The organism is Streptomyces sp. NPDC001231 (assembly GCF_042896885.1).
Lineage (GTDB): Bacteria > Actinomycetota > Actinomycetes > Streptomycetales > Streptomycetaceae > Streptomyces.
Genome location: NZ_JBIAXS010000004.1, coordinates 119,095 through 135,013, shown reverse-complemented (window position 1 = coordinate 135,013; position 15,919 = coordinate 119,095). Strand labels below are relative to the sequence as shown.

Below are 15,919 nucleotides of genomic sequence, written 5' to 3'. Positions count from 1 at the left end.
ACGTCCGTAATGGGACGTATCAGGGCGCCTTTGTCACAGGCGGCGGTGTTAGCTTTCTGAGCTGACCCGGACCACGCACCTGAGTGACAGGCGAGACGGAAGCGGAGCGTACGGACCCATGGGACGAGCGGAAGAGAGACGAGCGCGGCAGCGCGGGGGCCGCCGCGCGGCGCCCCAGGACTCGTCCGGGACACCGGCGGCCGGCATAGGACCCGCGGGCGGCGGCAGGGCGGCGGCCCGCCGGGCGGCGAGGCCGAAGGGGAAGAGCGGCATGGGCCGCCTGTTCACCTGGAAGAAGATCCTCGGCACCTTCCTCGGCCTCTGCCTGCTGGGCATGGGCGCCTTCATCGTGCTGTACCTGGTCGTGGACATACCCGAGGGCAACGCCGACGCGCAGCGCCAGAGCAACATCTACAAGTACAGCGACGGCACGATCCTGGCGCGTACCGGCGAGGTCAACCGCGAGATGGTGGACCTGTCCAAGGTGCCCAAGGCCGTCCAGCACTGCTTCGTCGCGGCCGAGAACAAGACCTTCTACACCGACAACGGCGTCGACCTGAAGGGCACCGCCCGCGGTCTGCTCAACACGGTGAGCGGCAAGGGCGCGCAGGGCGGCTCGACGATCACCCAGCAGTACGTCAAGAACTTCTACCTCAACCAGGACCAGACCGTCACGCGCAAGCTGAAGGAACTGGTCATCTCGCTGAAGGTGGACCAGCGGATGTCGAAGGACGACATCCTCGCCGGCTACATCAACACCAGCTACTACGGCCGGGGCGCCTACGGCATCCAGGCCGCCGCGCAGGCCTACTACCGCGTCGACGCCAAGGACCTCAGCGTCGAGCAGGGCGCGTACCTGGCCGCCCTGATGCAGGCCCCGAGCCAGTACGACTGGGCCGTCGCGAGCGACACCGGCAAGCGGCTCGCGCAGCAGCGCTGGAACTACGTGCTGGACAACATGGTCAAGCAGCGCTGGCTGGACGCCGGCAAGCGGCAGACCATGAAGTTCCCCGTCCCCAAGGAGCCCCGGCCAGCTCCCGGACGGGAGGGCCAGAAGGGCTACCTGATCGCCCTCGCCAACCAGCAGCTCGAACAGCAGCTGATGAAGGACCAGGACCTCACCCAGGGCCAGGCGGAGCAGGCGGTCGAAGGTCAGGGCTGGACCATCACCCTGAACATCGACAAGAAGAAGCAGTCCGCGCTGGAAGAGGCGGTCAAGTCGCAGCTCACCGGCAAGCTGGACGCGAAGAAGCGGACGGTGGACGGGCACGTCCAGGCCGGTGCCGTCTCCGTCGACCCGGAGTCCGGGCGCATCCTCGCCCTGTACGGCGGCGAGGACTACTTGAAGCACTACCTCAGCAACGCGACCCGGCGGGATTACCAGCCGGCCTCCACCTTCAAGCCGGTGATCCTGGCCGCGGCGCTGGAGGAGGACTCCAGGACCCAGGACGGCCGGCCGATCGCGGCGAACACCGTCTACGACGGCACCAGCGGCCGTCAGGTCCTCGACCACGGCACCAAGGTCGGCTTCGGGCCGCCCAACGAGGACGACCAGAACTACGGCGACATCACCGTCCAGAGGGCCATGAACCAGTCCGTCAACTCCGTCTTCGCGCAGATGGGCGTCGACGTGGGCATGGACAAGGTGATGGAGGTCGCCGGCAAGCTCGGCATGAACACCAAGGGCATGCAGGCGGTACCGGCCCAGACGCTGGGCTCCATGGGCGCCAGCCCGCTGGAGATGGCCGGGATGTACGCCACCCTCGACAACCACGGCAAGAAGGTCACCCCGACCATCGTCAAGTCGGCCGAGCAGAAGAGCCGTGCGGTCAAGATGGCCGACCCGATCGGCGAGCAGGTCATCAGCCGCGAGGCCGCCGACACGGTCACCTCCGTGCTGACCGGCGTGGTCGACGACGGTACGGCCAAGAGGTCGGTGCGGGACAACCCGCGGCGCAACGGCCAGCAGGTGGCGGGGAAGACGGGCACCTCCGACGAGAACAAGTCCGCCTGGTTCACCGGCTACACGCCGGGCCTGGTCACCTCCGTCGGCCTGTTCGGCGAGAACCCGAAGACCCATGCGCACACCACGCTGAGCGGCGCCACCGGCCTCATCCCGGGCAGCGGCCGTATCAACGGCGGTGGCTACCCCGCGCAGATCTGGGCCGACTACACCTTCAACGCGATGGGCGAGGTCAGCAAGTTCGACCTGGAAACCAAGCAGGGTGCCGCCGTGGAGCCGTCCACGTCCCCGTCGGTCACCGAGTCGCCGAGCGAGACTCCGTCCGAGACGCCCACCACCACCGCGCCGTCGGTGTCCGAATCGCCCAGCGAGACGCCCAGCCAGACGCCGTCGCAGACACCGAGCCAGACACCGTCGCAGTCGCCGAGCGACACGGCGTCGAGCAGAGAGCCGACGGAAGGCCTCAGCGACAACCCGCTCCTCCCCAACGAGCAGCAGTGAGCGACGCGCGGTGAGCAGCGCGAAGGGGCGCCCGGCCAGGCCGGGCGCCCCTTCGCGTGTCCGCTTGTTCCGGCTCAGCCCTGGTTCAGCTCGAACCAGACCACCTTGCCGGTGCTCAGCCGGGTCGCGCCCCAGCGTCTGGCCATCCGGTTGACCAGGTACAGTCCGCGTCCGCCCTCGTCCGTGGCGCGGGCCTGCCGCAGACGCGGCAACTGCGGGACGTCGTCGCCGACCTCGCAGCGCAGCACATCGGTGCGCAGCAGGCGCAGGGTGACCGGGCGGGAGGCGTAGCGCACGGCGTTGGTGACGACCTCGCTGATCAGCAGCTCCACGGAGTCGGTGAGTTCCTCCAGGCCCCAGCGGGCCAGCGCCCCGCGGGCCAGGCGGCGGGCCTGGCCGGGGGCGGAGTCCTCCGGGTCCAGGGTCCAGTACGCCACGTCGCTCGGCGCGATGCCGTCGAAACGGGCGGCGAGGAGCGCGATGTCGTCGTCCCGGTCACCCGGGCCGAGCATGTCGAGCACCTCGTCGCACAGCGCCTCCAGCGGCGGCGGATGGTCGGGGCCGGTGAGCTGCGCGGTCGCCGAGAGCTTCTCGCGCAGCTGCTCTATGCCCGTCCACACGTCCCGCAGCCGCGACTCGACCAGGCCGTCGGTGTAGAGCAGCAGGGTCGCGCCCGCCGGGGCGTCCAGCTCGACCGCCTCGAAGTCGACACCGCCGACGCCGATCGGAGCGCCCGGCGGCACCCGCAGCACCTCCGACCGGCCGCCCAAGTGCAGCAGGACCGGCGGCGGGTGGCCCGCGTTGGCGATGGTGATGCGGTGCGCGACCGGGTCGTAGACCGCGTACAGGCAGGTCGCCATGCGGTCGGAGCCCAGGCGCTGCGCCTGCTCGTCGAGGTGGTGCAGCACCTCCTGCGGCGGCAGGTCGAGCCCGGCCAGGGTCTGCGCGGTGGTGCGCAGCTGGCCCATGATCGCGGCCGAGGTCATGGAGTGGCCCATGACGTCGCCGACGACGAGGGCGACCCGGCTGCCGGGCAGCGGGATCGCGTCGTACCAGTCCCCGCCGACCCGCGCGGTCTCCGCGGCGGGCAGATAGCGGGAGGCCAGCCGGACGCCGGTGGGGCGGGGCAGCGTCTCCGGCAGCATGGTGCGCTGCAACTCGTCGGCGATGTACGCCTCACGGCCGTACAGCACCGCTTTGTCGATGCCGAGGGCGCTGTGCGTGGCGAGCTGCGCGGCGACGAGCAGGTCGTCGGGCTGGAACGCGTGGCGCTCCGGGCGGCGCAGGAACAGCGCGGCACCGATGACCCGGCGCCGGCCGCGCAGCGGGGCGAGAATGGTGCGCTGCCCGTCAGGCACGACCAACTCGGAGTCCTCGCCGAGGAGTTCCGTCAGCGCGGCATGGGCCGACGCGGTGTCCGTGAACACCGGACGTACGCCTCGCAGCACCTCGCCCAGCGCGGAGCCGGGCCGTACCTCGCACAGCTCGTTGGTCACCGCCGACAGCTCGGCCGGCTGCTCCGGCACCGGCGCCGGCATGAACCCCAGCTCGGTGTCGCGCTCCGCCGGTATCCGGTCGGTGCGGCGCAGCCGCAGGACGAGCGGGCCGGCGGGCCGCTCGTCGCCCACCGGCAGCGGCTCGCGCAGATACACGAGGATGGCGTCGGAGAAGGTCGGCACGGTGGCCCGGCACAGCCCCAGGACGATCTCGTCGAGGTCCATGCCACGGGCGATGCGCCGGGTGGCCGCCCCCACGAACCGCAGCCGGTCCCCGTCCCGGCGCATCGGCAGCGTCCGCCCGGGCGGCAGTCCCTGCCCGGTACGGCGCTCCTGGCCGTCGGGAGGCACACCGCGCCCGGCCCGCCGCTCCCGGCCGCCGGGCCCGCCCGCCGCGCGGGGCGCCTCGGCGTTCGCCTGCCCGGAGTCGGTGCCGTCGGGGGGCCCGTCCTCGCCGGCCCTGCCCCCGGCGACCCTGGCCGCCGCGTCCGGCTGGGCGGGGATGCCCTCCGGCGCGGGGCGCGGACGGTGTGCGTCGGGCTCGGCGGACGCCGGCTGGGAGTGCTCTGACCCGGCCGCGCCGACCGGACGCGGCACGTCGTCGGCCGGGCCGGACTGAAGCGGTAACGCCGCGGCCCCCGGGGCGGTCGGGGTATGCAGAAGCGCCCCACGGGCGTCCGCGGGGTCGGCGCCCGGCTGGGGGCGTTCGAAGGAGGTCGGCTGCTCCGTCACGCGTGTCGAATCCATCCGTCCGGGGCTGCGCGCCGGGCGCGCAGTTCGTCCCGCCGAAGACCCGATACCCGGAATGCTTGCCCCAGGAACGGATTTCCGGCGTGGTCAGAGGCTGTTGCTGTGCCGCCGGCGAACCGACCGTGGTCCGCACGGGTGTTGCCCTCGTACCCCTCGCTCACGTCCTGCCGCCCCTCGGTGACGTTCGATCAGACCCGGTTTGTGCTCCGGGAGTTGGTACCGGTCCTTCGCCTGTTGCGGAGGACGATCCTACGTTTCCCGCCCGGGGGCGCATCAAGGGTCTCATGAGGCCACGCGCGTGGGGGAGCGGTCCCAGTCGTCCGGCAGTGACGGTACCTCCCAGGCCGGGTCCGGGCGCCACTGCTGCCAGGACTCGCAGAACGGCGGTCGCCAGGCGCGGATCGTCTCCACCGCGTCCCGGCCCGCGGCCCGGACCCGCTCGGCGAGTTCGGCGTCCACCAGCCCGTCCCGCTGCGCCTGCGCGAACTCGTCCTCGTCCCGCCAGTGCCAACTGCGGTCCGGATGAACGGAGATGTCCAGGAAGTGGTCTTCGGAGTCGACCCCGCACGCCCAGCGGGCCAGCGGTTCCTCCAGGTTGACGTACCAGTTCTTGAACCGCCAGCCGGGCTCCCAGAACAGCCACACCGACCAGGGTTCGCCGGGCCGGGCCAGCTTCAGCACGCCCGTGCCGAACCAGCGGTCGCGCTGCACGGTGCGCGGCTTGGTGTAACGCGACGCGAGCGGTTCCAGGTGCACGGGTGTGCCGTCGGCGAGTACGGGTCTGACGCACTCGGTGCCGGGCGCCATCCACACGGCGAGCAGCCCCGGGTCGTCCTGCACGACGGTCACGGGCCGCACGATGTGGAAGCGCGCGCCGCCGTTCTCCCGGTACCGCCACAGGATCCGGCTGCCGGGGGTCCAGGGCGCCGCCGCACCGCCCGTCGTCGCGCGTGGGCTCGCTCCGTCGTGTGCCATGGGCAAATATTAGGTGCCCGGGGCATCCGCCGCCGTGCAGGACGTCAGGGTTCACGCCCCGGCAGCACCAGGTTACGGACGTGTCATCCGCAGGACGTCCAGTGCCCGGTCGAGTTGCTCCGTCGTGAGCAGGCCGCGCTCGACGTATCCGCCTTCCACGACGACCTGACGGATCGTCTTCTGCTCTGCCAGCGCCCTCTTGGCGACCTTCGCCGCCTCCTCGTACCCCAGGTACCTGTTGAGCGGGGTGACCACGGACGGCGAGGACTCGGCGTACTCGCGGGCCCGTTCGCGGTGGGCGACGATCCCGTCCACGGTCCGGTCGGCGAGCAGCCGGGACACGTTGGCCAGCAGCCGGACCGACTCCAGCACGTTCTTGGCGATGACCGGGAGCATGACGTTGAGCTCGAAGTTGCCGGCGGCGCCGGCGGTGGCGACGGTGGCGTCGTTGCCGACGACCTGGGCGCAGACCATGAGCACGGCCTCGGGGACGACCGGGTTGACCTTGCCGGGCATGATCGAGGAGCCGGGCTGGAGGTCGGGCAGGGAGATCTCGGCGAGCCCGGTCCTGGGCCCGGAGGCCATCCACCGCAGATCGTTGGCGATCTTCGTCAGCCCCACGGCGATGGTCCGCAGCTGGCCGCTGGTCTCGACGATGCCGTCCCTGGCCCCCTGCGCCTCGAAGTGGTCGCGGGCCTCGGTGAGCGGCAGCCCGGTGGCGCGGGCGACCTCCTCGATCACGGCGGCGGAGAAGCCGGGCGGGGTGTTGATGCCGGTGCCGACGGCGGTCCCGCCGAGGGGCAGCTCGGCCAGCCGGGGCAGGGAGGCGTTCAGGCGCTCGACGCCGTACCGCACCTGGGCCGCGTACCCGGCGAATTCCTGACCGAGGGTCACGGGTGTGGCGTCCATCAGGTGCGTGCGCCCGGACTTCACGACGTCGGCGAACTCCTCGGCCTTGCGGGTGAGCGCGCTCGCGAGGTGGTCCAGGGCGGGGATCAGGTCGCGGGTGACGGCGGCGGTGGCGGCGATGTGGATCGACGACGGGAAGACGTCGTTGGAGGACTGCGAGGCGTTGACGTGGTCGTTGGGGTGCACGTCCCGGCCCAGCCGTTCACCGGCGAGGGTGGCGATGACCTCGTTGGTGTTCATGTTGGACGAGGTCCCGGATCCGGTCTGGAACACGTCGACCGGGAAGTGCTCGTCCCACTTGCCCTCGGCCACCTCGGCCGCCGCGTCCTGGATCGCCCCGGCGACGTCCTCGTCCAGCACCCCGAGCCGCGCGTTCACCTTGGCCGCGGCGCCCTTGATCCGGGCCAGCGCCTCGATGTGCGCGCGCTCGAGCCGCTGCCCGGAGACGGGGAAGTTCTCCACTGCCCGCTGCGTCTGCGCACGCCACTTGGCGTGCACGGGGACCTGGACTTCGCCCATGGAGTCGTGCTCGATGCGGTATTCGCTCATACCGCGTACAGCGCGGGCGGCGCTGCGGATGTTCCGGCGAGGGCCCGGACGGGGCGGAGCCCCCGGCGGCTGCCGAGGGCTCCGGGAGGATTGTGGGGACCGACTCAGGCGAGACCGAGGCCCCGGACCGGGATCGACGTGAAGGTCGGCTGGGGGGCCGGGTCCTGGAAGAAGTCGTTGCCCTTGTCGTCGACGACGATGAACGCCGGGAAGTCCTCGACCTCGATCTTCCAGACGGCCTCCATGCCGAGTTCCTCGTACTCCACGACCTCGACCTTCTTGATGCAGTCCTGGGCCAGGCGGGCCGCCGGACCGCCGATCGAGCCGAGGTAGAAGCCGCCGTGGGCGTCGCACGCGTCCGTGACCTGCTTGCTGCGGTTGCCCTTGGCCAGCATCACCCTGGAGCCGCCCGCCGCCTGGAACTGCTCGACGTAGGAGTCCATGCGGCCGGCCGTGGTCGGGCCGAAGGAGCCGGACGCGTAACCCTCGGGGGTCTTGGCCGGGCCCGCGTAGTACACCGGGTGGTCCTTGAGGTACTGCGGCATCTCCTCGCCCGCGTCGAGCCGCTCCTTGATCTTGGCGTGCGCGATGTCGCGGGCCACCACCAGCGGGCCGGTCAGCGACAGCCGGGTCTTGACCGGGTACTTGGTCAGCTCGGCGAGGATCGACTCCATCGGCTGGTTGAGGTCGATGCGGACCACGTCCGACGACTCGTCCAGGTGCTCGTCCGTGGTCTCCGGCAGGAACCGCGCCGGGTCCTTCTCCAGCTGCTCGAGGAAGACGCCCTCGGGGGTGATCTTCGCGAGCGCCTGGCGGTCGGCCGAGCAGGAGACGGCGATGGCCACCGGGCAGGACGCGCCGTGCCGCGGCAGCCGGACCACGCGCACGTCGTGGCAGAAGTACTTGCCGCCGAACTGCGCGCCGATCCCGATCTTCTGCGTCAGCTCGAAGACCTTCTCCTCCAGCTCCTCGTCCCGGAAGCCGTTCCCGAGCGGCGAACCCTCGGTGGGCAGGTTGTCCAGGTAGTGCGCGGAGGCGTACTTCGCCGTCTTCAGGGCGTACTCGGCGCTCGTGCCGCCGACCACGATCGCCAGGTGGTACGGCGGGCACGCGGCGGTGCCCAGCGAACGGATCTTCTCCTCCAGGAACTTCATCATGGAGGCCTCGTTCAGGACGGCCTTCGTCTCCTGGTACAGGAAGGACTTGTTGGCCGAGCCGCCGCCCTTGGCCATGAACAGGAACTTGTAGGCGCCGCCGTCCGTCGCGTACAGCTCGATCTGCGCGGGCAGGTTGGAGCCGGTGTTCTTCTCCTCCCACATGGTGAGCGGAGCCATCTGCGAGTAGCGCAGGTTGAGCTTGGTGTAGGCGTCGTGGATGCCCTGGGAGAGGGCCTTCTCGTCCTCGCCCGCCGTCAGCACGTTCTGGCCGCGCTTGCCCATGACGATCGCCGTGCCCGTGTCCTGGCACATGGGCAGCACGCCGGCCGCGGCGATGTTCGCGTTCTTGAGCAGGTCCAGGGCGACGAACTTGTCGTTCGCCGAGGCCTCCGGGTCGTCGATGATGCGGCGCAGCTGGGCGAGGTGGTCCGGGCGCAGGTAGTGCTGGATGTCGTGGACGGCCTCCGCGGCCAGCTTGCGCAGCGCCTCCGGCTCGACCTTGAGGAACGTACGCCCGTCGGGCCCCTCGACGGTGGAGACGCCCTCGGACGTCACCAGCCGGTACGGGGTGGTGTCCTCACCCTGGGGGAGCAGATCGGTGTACGTGAACGCAGGGTGGGCAGGGGGGGAATTGTGCGGCATCTGGCCCATTCCTCACTCGGCAGACGGCTGCCCGCCGACACCGGCGGGCACCGACCAGCGTAGAACCTGCCACCGACGGTGAATCTGTGAGGTCCGGCTCAGTGCGGTTTGACACGGTGCGCGGCGCGCCCGTCGTCCACACCCCTAGTCGCGATCTATCGCGTTTCGGTACGCTGCTGCCGTGGACCTTCAGAAGCAGACCGAACCGCGTACGGCCGCCGCCCCTGTCGCCGAACTGCGCGCCTCGGACGCCGACCGTGACCGTATCGCCGACATCCTGCGCGAGGCCCTCGCCGAGGGCCGTCTGAACGCCGACGAGCACGCCGAGCGCGTCGAGGGGGTGCTGAACGCCAAGACGGTCGGCGAGCTGGAGGTCTTCATCCAGGACCTGCCCGCCGCCCACCAGCGCCGCGCGGCCACCGCGTACACCCCCGCGCCGAACCGGCCGACGGCCGGCGAGATACCCCCCGTCGCCGACGAGAACGTGGTGGCGGTGTTCAGCCAGGCCACCCGCCGCGGCCGCTGGCGCCCCGGGCGCCGGGTGCACGCGTACGCGATCTTCGGCAGTGTGGAGATCGACCTCAGCGAGGCGGTCTTCGAGTACCAGCAGGTCGTGATCAAGGCCGTCTCGGTCTTCGGCGACGTGCAGGTCCGCGTCCCGGAGAACGTGTCGCTGCGCGGCACCGGCGGCGGCGTCCTCGGCAACTTCGAGGTGGTCACGCTGGATTCGCCCGAGTCCGAGGCGCCCGTCGTCTATGTCGACGGCTGGGCCGTGCTGGGCAACGTCGAGGCGCGGCCGAAGCGGGGCAAGCTCGTCGCGGACATTCTCGACCGCGTCCAGAGCAAGGTGGACAAGCATCTGCGCAAGCACATGTGACAACGGCGGTCGTCCTCGGGCGACGGCGGTCACCGGCCGGGCGGTTGGGAACTCAGTGCATAGGCGCGCGCACAGCGGGTAGGCCTTGCTGCATCGTCTCTCGGACCCTCCAGCTCGCGAAGCCGTCGTCAGGAGAAGACCGTGCTGCAACCGCCGCATTCGTCGCTGCAGGTAGCTGCCGTCCCGGCCCAGCGGGCGCCGGCGCGAGACAGGGATCAGGACGCGCCCTGGCACACCGAGGCGGTGTGCCGGCGTGACGAGGCGGGCCTGTTCTTCGCACCCTCCAAGGAGCCCACCGCCGCGCGGCTGTCCCGCGAGGAGGCGGCCAAGCGGGTCTGTGCGCGCTGCCCGGTCATGGTCGAGTGCCGCGAGCACGCGCTGCTGCAACCCGAGCCGTACGGCGTCTGGGGCGGCCTCACCGCCGCCGAGCGCCGCGTCGTCCTGGCCCGGCGCCGCCGCCGTGACCTGGAGCTGAAGAAGGCGGCCCGCGCCACGGGACGCATAGCGGCGGCGGGGTAAGGCCGCCCGGGCGGCGGAGCGAGGCCCGCCCACCGGACCGGCGCCGCCCCGGCCACCCTTTCGGGCCGGGCAACCGGTCGCCGGACCGAGCACCCGTACGCGTATGGGGCGCCCCCTCCGCACAGGGAGCGCCCCATCGCCGTAACGGGTCCGCGGACCGGCTACTTCGCGCGGTCGAAGTCGATCGCGCTGTACGCCCGCAGCTTGCTCAGCCGGTGCTCGGAGTCGATCCGCCGGACCGTGCCGGACTTGGACCGCATCACGATCGAGTCGGTCGTCGCCGTCTCGGCGCGGTAGCGCACGCCGCGCATCAGCTCGCCGTCGGTGATGCCGGTGGCGACGAAGAAGACGTTCTCGCCGGAGACCAGGTCGTCCGTGGTCAGCACGCGGTCCAGGTCGTGCCCGGCGTCGAGCGCCCGCTGCCGCTCCTCGTCGTCCTTCGGCCACAGCTTGCCCTGGATCGTGCCGCCGAGGCACTTCACGGCGCAGGCAGAGATGATGCCCTCGGGCGTGCCGCCGATGCCGAGCAGCAGGTCGATGCCGGTACCGTCGCGCAGCGCCAGGATCGAGCCGGCGACGTCGCCGTCGGAGATCAGCTTGATGCGGGCGCCCGTCTCCCGGATCTCCCTGATCATGCTCTCGTGCCGCGGCCGGTCCAGGATGACGACCGTGACGTCCTCCGGCGTGGACCGCTTGGCCTTGGCCACGCGCTTGATGTTCACGGACACCGGAGCGTTGATGTCGACGAAGTCGGCCGCCTCCGGCCCGGTGACCAGCTTGTCCATGTAGAACACGGCGGACGGGTCGAACATCGCGCCGCGCTCGGCGGCGGCGAGGACGGCGATCGCGTTCGGCATGCCCTTGGCGGTCAGGGTGGTGCCGTCGATCGGATCGACGGCGATGTCGACCTCGGGCCCGGTGCCATCGCCGACGTGCTCGCCGTTGAAGAGCATCGGGGCCTCGTCCTTCTCCCCCTCGCCGATGACGACGACGCCGTTCATCGAGACGGTGGAGACGAGGGAACGCATGGCGCGCACGGCGGCGCCGTCGGCGCCGTTCTTGTCACCGCGCCCGACCCAGCGGCCCGCGGCCATCGCCGCTGCCTCGGTCACCCGGACGAGTTCCAGGGCGATGTTGCGGTCGGGCGCCTCGGAGGGCACCTCGAGCTCGGAGGGAAGATGATGATGCTCGGTCATCGGAGCGCACCTTTCTGATACGACGACGGCCGGATGAGGGTGTTGGCCCCGACTCTATCTCCGGACGAGCAGAATGAGCAGGGGACCCCACGGATGAGCGGAGCGGGCACCTGCGACGATAGGGGCGTGGCAGGTTCGAACGGCAAGCAGAAGACGGTCCGGGACATGATTCTCTCCCTGGGCCTGATCGGGATCGCGGCGGCGGTCATCTACCTCTTCGTCCCGCACGACACCAAGGCTCCCGACATCAAGCGGGTCGACTACAGCATCGAGTTGACCACCGCACGCCGGGCGGCGTCGTACCCGGTGGCCGCGCCCGAGGGCCTGCCCGACACCTGGAAGGCCACCTCGGTCCGCTTCCGGGCCCACGAGAAGGACCACTGGCACCTGGGCTTCCAGGATCCCGACGGTCAGTACGTGGCGGTCGAGCAGTCCGCGGAGAGGCGCAAGGACTTCATCGACGCTGCCAGCCTGGGCGGGCGGGCCACGAAGGTCACCGAGGAGATCGACGGCCGTACGTGGACGCGCTACACCGGCGGCCGCTACGACGCGCTCGTGCTGGAGGACACCGAGGGGGCCACGACCGTGGTGGCGGGCACGGCGTCCTTCGACCAGCTGACGACGATGGCGCGAGCGCTGAAAACATCCTGAGCCTGCCCACGGGCGCCGCCCTGACCGGCGGATTCCCAGGCCCTGACCGCTGGCCCCGGCCGTGACCGCGGGCCTCGGCCCTGGTCGTCGGTCGTACCCCTTACCAGGGGCCCCTGGCCTTCATCGTGGGCCTTGGCCCCGGCTGTGGGCCTGGTCCCGACCGCGGACCCCGGCCCCGAGTGCGGTCCGTGGCCCCGACCGGCGGATCCCCTGGCCTCGACCGCCGGACCCCGGCCCTGACCTCGGGCCCTGGCCCCGGACCGTGGCCGGCTCCGCCCGGCCCCGATCGTGGCTCCCGATCGTGGCTCCCGATCGTGGCCCTCGCCCGGCCCCGACCGTGCCCCGCCGCCTACTCCGAGCCCTCCGCCCCCTCCCGTTCCGTCTCCTCCGCGAGGGCCGCGTCCAGGCGGGCGCGGGCGCCCTCCAGCCAGCGTCGGCACACCTTGGCCAGTTCCTCGCCGCGCTCCCACAGCGCGAGGGACTCCTCCAGGCTCGTACCTCCCGCCTCCAGGCGCCGGACGACCTCGATCAGCTCGTCCCGTGCCTGCTCGTAGCCGAGTGCCTCATCCGCCTTGCTTGTCATCCGCCCACCCTATGTGTCGACACGAACCGTGAACTCGCCCTCGGCGACCCGGGCCCGCAGGGCCTCGTCCGCCGTCACCTCTCCCGGGTCGCGGACCACGTGCCCGTCCGCCTTCTGGAGCACGGCGTACCCGCGCCGGAGGGTCGCGGCGGGGGAGAGGGCCACGACGCGCGCGTGCGTGTGCGTCAGCTCGGAGTCCGCGCGGTCCAGCAGGTGCCTCAGGGTGCGCCGGCCACGGTCGAGGACCGACGCGATGTGGTCCTCGCGCTCGTCGATCATGCGGTGCGGGTCCTCCATGCAGGGCCGGGCGAGCGCGTGGGCGAGCCCCCGCTCCTCCCGCTCGACGAGCGCCCGCACGCACCTGCGGGCCCGGTCGCGCAGCTGCCGTACCCGCTCGTACTCCTCGCCGACGTCCGGTACGACCTTCTTCGCGGCGTCGGTCGGTGTGGAGGCGCGCAGGTCGGCGACGTAGTCGAGCAGCGGGGTGTCCGGCTCGTGCCCGATCGCGGACACCACGGGCGTACGGCAGGAGGCGACCGCGCGCACCAGCTGCTCGTCGGAGAACGGCAGCAGGTCCTCCACGCTGCCGCCGCCGCGCGCCACGATGATCACGTCCACGTCGTCGATCGCGTCCAGCTCCTTCACGGCCTGCACGACCTGCGGGACGGCATGCACGCCCTGCACGGCGACGTTGCGCACCTCGAAGCGGACCGCGGGCCAGCGGTGCCGGGCGTTCTCCAGCACGTCCCGCTCCGCGGCGGACGCCCGGCCGCAGACCAGCCCGACGAGCTGGGGCAGGAAGGGCAGGGGCTTCTTCCGCCCGGCCGCGAACAGCCCCTCCGCCGCGAGCGTCTTCTTCAGCTGCTCCAGCCGGGCCAGCAGCTCACCGACGCCCACCGGCCTTATCTCGGCGGCCCGCAGCGACAGCTGTCCGCGCGGCGCGTACCACTCCGGTTTGGCGTGCACCACGACCCGCGCGCCCTCGCCGACCACGTCGGCGATCGCGTCGAACACCTGGCGGTAGCAGGTCACGCTGACGGAGATGTCGTGCGACGGATCGCGCAGCGTCAGGAACACCACGCCCGCACCCGGGCGCCGCGACAACTGCGTGATCTGCCCCTCGACCCACACCGCGCCGAGCCGCTCGATCCACCCCCCGATCAGCCGTGACACCTCACCGACGGGCAGGGGAGCTTCGGGAGACGTGGAGAGAGCCATGCCCGCGAGAGTAGCCGCCCCCACCGACAACCCCCACCCCCTCGCCCACCGACCCGGGCCGCGCGTCCGTGGGGCGTTCGCGGGGCGTTCGCGGGGCGATCTTCGGGCCGCGGTGGCGGCCTTACGATGGGGGCATGACTGCTTCGTCTGGCCGCCGTGTCCTGCTCGCCGCCCCCCGGGGCTACTGCGCGGGTGTGGACCGCGCCGTGATCGCCGTCGAGAAAGCCCTGGAGCAGTACGGGGCTCCGATCTATGTCCGGCACGAGATCGTCCACAACAAGTACGTCGTGCAGACCCTGGAGAAGAAGGGCGCCGTCTTCGTCGAGCGCACGGAGGAGGTGCCGCCGGGGAACATCGTGATGTTCTCGGCGCACGGCGTGGCCCCCACCGTCCACGAGGAGGCCGAGCGGGGCCACCTGGCCACCATCGACGCCACCTGCCCCCTGGTGACCAAGGTCCACAAGGAGGCCGTCCGGTTCGCCAACGACGACTACGACATCCTCCTGATCGGGCACGAGGGCCACGAGGAGGTCATCGGCACCACCGGCGAGGCCCCCGACCACATCCAGCTCGTCGACGGCCCCGAGGACGTCGCGAACGTCGAGGTCCGCGACCCCTCCCGGGTCGTGTGGCTGTCGCAGACCACGCTGTCGGTCGACGAGACCATGGAGACGGTCGACGCGCTCAAGGACAAGTTCCCGCAACTGCTCTCCCCGCCCAGCGACGACATCTGCTACGCCACGCAGAACCGTCAGCTCGCGGTGAAGCAGATGGGCGCCGAAGCCGACCTGGTGATCGTCGTCGGCTCCCGCAACTCCTCCAACTCCAAGCGGCTGGTGGAGGTCGCCAAGCTCGCGGGCGCGGACCAGGCCTACCTCGTGGACTTCGCCGACGAGATCGACGAGAGCTGGCTGGAGGGCGTCACCACGGTCGGCCTGACCTCGGGCGCCTCCGTGCCGGAGGTCCTGGTCGAGCAGGTGCTCGAATGGCTGTCGCAGCGCGGCTTCGAGGACGTGGAGATCGTCAAGGCGGCCGAGGAGTCCATCACCTTCTCCCTGCCCAAGGAACTCCGCCGGGACCTGCGCGAGGAGGCGGCCGCGCTGGTCGCCGAGCGCGGAGGGTCCGGTACGACGCAGCGGTGACGGTCCGTCGTACGTCGTAACGTGGAGCCATGCAGATCTTCGGCGTGGACATCGGCGGGTCCGGCATCAAGGGCGCCCCTGTGGACCTGGACAGGGGAGACCTGACCCAGGAACGGCACAAAGTGCTGACCCCGCACCCGGCGACCCCCGACACCGTCGCCGACGGGGTCAAAGAGGTGGTCGACCACTTCGGCTGGACCGGACCGGTCGGGCTGACGTTCCCGGGCGTCGTCACCGGCGGCGCCATGGTCCGTACGGCGGCCAACGTCGACAAGAGCTGGGTCGACACCGACGCGCGCGCGTTGTTCGGCGGCCGGCTGGGCGGTCTGCCGGTGACGGTGGTCAACGACGCGGACGCGGCGGGCGTCGCCGAGATGCACTTCGGCGCCGGGCGCGACCGCAAGGGCACGGTGGTGCTGCTGACCTTCGGCACCGGCATCGGCAGCGCCGTCTTCGTCGACGGCGTCCTCGTCCCCAACACCGAACTCGGGCATCTGGAGCTGAACGGCCACGAGGCGGAGAAGCGGGCGTCCAGCAAGGCCAAGGACGACAACGGCCTCAGCTGGGAGCGCTGGGCGCGCCGGGTGCAGAAGTACCTCGCCCACGTCGAGATGCTCTTCAGCCCGGAGCTGTTCATCGTCGGCGGCGGCGTCAGCCGCAAGTCCGAGAAGTTCCTGCCCCTCATCGAGGACATCAAGGCGGAGATCGTTCCCGCCCAGTTGCAGAACAACGCGGGGATCGTCGGCGCGGCGATGCACGCGGCGGAGCACGGGTGAGGCGGTAGCCCTCGA

Annotated in this window: 13 protein-coding genes; 6 read left to right on the top strand and 7 right to left on the bottom strand. The window is 71.3% G+C overall.

All coding sequences use genetic code 11. The features are described from left to right. The first annotated feature begins 118 nt into the window (after positions 1-118). Positions 119-2,464 carry a transglycosylase domain-containing protein gene (locus ACFY3J_RS06865; RefSeq protein WP_384172007.1) on the top strand — a complete coding sequence of 782 codons (2,346 nt, stop codon included), beginning with the start codon at positions 119-121 and terminating at the stop codon, positions 2,462-2,464. Between the two features lie 74 nt (positions 2,465-2,538). Here the strand turns inward: ACFY3J_RS06865 and ACFY3J_RS06860 are convergent, their stop codons facing one another. The 4 genes from ACFY3J_RS06860 to ACFY3J_RS06845 form a co-directional block, all read right to left on the bottom strand. Then, a complete protein-coding gene (locus ACFY3J_RS06860) occupies positions 2,539-4,692 on the bottom strand; it encodes a SpoIIE family protein phosphatase (RefSeq protein WP_384172004.1) in 2,154 nt (717 codons plus the stop codon). Positions 4,693-4,992: 300 nt separating this feature from the next. Further along, positions 4,993-5,685, bottom strand: a complete 693-nt coding sequence (locus ACFY3J_RS06855; RefSeq protein ID WP_390840449.1) for a DUF402 domain-containing protein — start codon at positions 5,683-5,685, stop codon at positions 4,993-4,995. 72 nt (positions 5,686-5,757) lie between these two features. Continuing rightward, complete coding sequence (locus ACFY3J_RS06850) at positions 5,758-7,143, bottom strand: class II fumarate hydratase (protein ID WP_388473973.1); 1,386 nt, start codon at positions 7,141-7,143, stop codon at positions 5,758-5,760. A gap of 104 nt (positions 7,144-7,247) precedes the next feature. Continuing rightward, positions 7,248-8,942, bottom strand: a complete 1,695-nt coding sequence (locus ACFY3J_RS06845) for a fumarate hydratase (RefSeq protein ID WP_390840448.1) — start codon at positions 8,940-8,942, stop codon at positions 7,248-7,250. 181 nt (positions 8,943-9,123) lie between these two features. On the opposite strand from ACFY3J_RS06845, the gene ACFY3J_RS06840 reads away from it, so the two are divergent. Both ACFY3J_RS06840 and ACFY3J_RS06835 read left to right on the top strand, forming a co-directional pair. Beyond that, positions 9,124-9,819, top strand: a complete 696-nt coding sequence (locus tag ACFY3J_RS06840) for a DUF1707 domain-containing protein (protein WP_384171992.1) — start codon at positions 9,124-9,126, stop codon at positions 9,817-9,819. 141 nt (positions 9,820-9,960) lie between these two features. Next, positions 9,961-10,338, top strand: coding sequence for a WhiB family transcriptional regulator (locus tag ACFY3J_RS06835; RefSeq protein WP_141358846.1), 378 nt, complete (start codon positions 9,961-9,963; stop codon positions 10,336-10,338). A 161-nt stretch (positions 10,339-10,499) separates the two neighbouring features. Here ACFY3J_RS06835 and glpX read toward each other — a convergent pair whose 3' ends face one another. Beyond that, the gene (gene glpX / locus ACFY3J_RS06830) at positions 10,500-11,534 is read right to left on the bottom strand and encodes a class II fructose-bisphosphatase (protein ID WP_326803908.1); all 1,035 of its coding nucleotides are present in this window, start codon (positions 11,532-11,534) and stop codon (positions 10,500-10,502) included. A 126-nt stretch (positions 11,535-11,660) separates the two neighbouring features. On the opposite strand from glpX, the gene ACFY3J_RS06825 reads away from it, so the two are divergent. Beyond that, the gene (locus tag ACFY3J_RS06825) at positions 11,661-12,185 is read left to right on the top strand and encodes a DUF4245 domain-containing protein (protein WP_384171986.1); all 525 of its coding nucleotides are present in this window, start codon (positions 11,661-11,663) and stop codon (positions 12,183-12,185) included. Positions 12,186-12,534: 349 nt separating this feature from the next. Here ACFY3J_RS06825 and ACFY3J_RS06820 read toward each other — a convergent pair whose 3' ends face one another. After that, entirely contained in the window at positions 12,535-12,768 is a 234-nt protein-coding gene (locus tag ACFY3J_RS06820) for an exodeoxyribonuclease VII small subunit (protein WP_384171984.1), read from the bottom strand. Between the two features lie 9 nt (positions 12,769-12,777). Further along, positions 12,778-13,986: an exodeoxyribonuclease VII large subunit gene (gene xseA / locus ACFY3J_RS06815; protein WP_384171982.1), complete on the bottom strand. Its 1,209-nt coding sequence runs from the start codon at positions 13,984-13,986 to the stop codon at positions 12,778-12,780. A gap of 134 nt (positions 13,987-14,120) precedes the next feature. On the opposite strand from xseA, the gene ACFY3J_RS06810 reads away from it, so the two are divergent. Continuing rightward, complete coding sequence (locus ACFY3J_RS06810) at positions 14,121-15,128, top strand: 4-hydroxy-3-methylbut-2-enyl diphosphate reductase (protein WP_384171979.1); 1,008 nt, start codon at positions 14,121-14,123, stop codon at positions 15,126-15,128. 29 nt (positions 15,129-15,157) lie between these two features. Further along, positions 15,158-15,904 carry a polyphosphate--glucose phosphotransferase gene (gene ppgK / locus ACFY3J_RS06805; protein WP_384171975.1) on the top strand — a complete coding sequence of 249 codons (747 nt, stop codon included), beginning with the start codon at positions 15,158-15,160 and terminating at the stop codon, positions 15,902-15,904. The last annotated feature ends 15 nt before the right edge of the window (positions 15,905-15,919 follow it).

Coding starts and splice junctions, on each gene's coding strand:
- ACFY3J_RS06865 (WP_384172007.1), top strand. CDS start 119: ATGGGACGAGCGGAAGAGAGACGAGCGCGGCAGCGCGGGGGCCGCCGC.
- xseA (WP_384171982.1), bottom strand. CDS start 13,986: ATGGCTCTCTCCACGTCTCCCGAAGCTCCCCTGCCCGTCGGTGAGGTG.
- ACFY3J_RS06845 (WP_390840448.1), bottom strand. CDS start 8,942: ATGCCGCACAATTCCCCCCCTGCCCACCCTGCGTTCACGTACACCGAT.
- ppgK (WP_384171975.1), top strand. CDS start 15,158: ATGCAGATCTTCGGCGTGGACATCGGCGGGTCCGGCATCAAGGGCGCC.
- ACFY3J_RS06810 (WP_384171979.1), top strand. CDS start 14,121: ATGACTGCTTCGTCTGGCCGCCGTGTCCTGCTCGCCGCCCCCCGGGGC.
- glpX (WP_326803908.1), bottom strand. CDS start 11,534: ATGACCGAGCATCATCATCTTCCCTCCGAGCTCGAGGTGCCCTCCGAG.
- ACFY3J_RS06850 (WP_388473973.1), bottom strand. CDS start 7,143: ATGAGCGAATACCGCATCGAGCACGACTCCATGGGCGAAGTCCAGGTC.
- ACFY3J_RS06820 (WP_384171984.1), bottom strand. CDS start 12,768: ATGACAAGCAAGGCGGATGAGGCACTCGGCTACGAGCAGGCACGGGAC.
- ACFY3J_RS06855 (WP_390840449.1), bottom strand. CDS start 5,685: ATGGCACACGACGGAGCGAGCCCACGCGCGACGACGGGCGGTGCGGCG.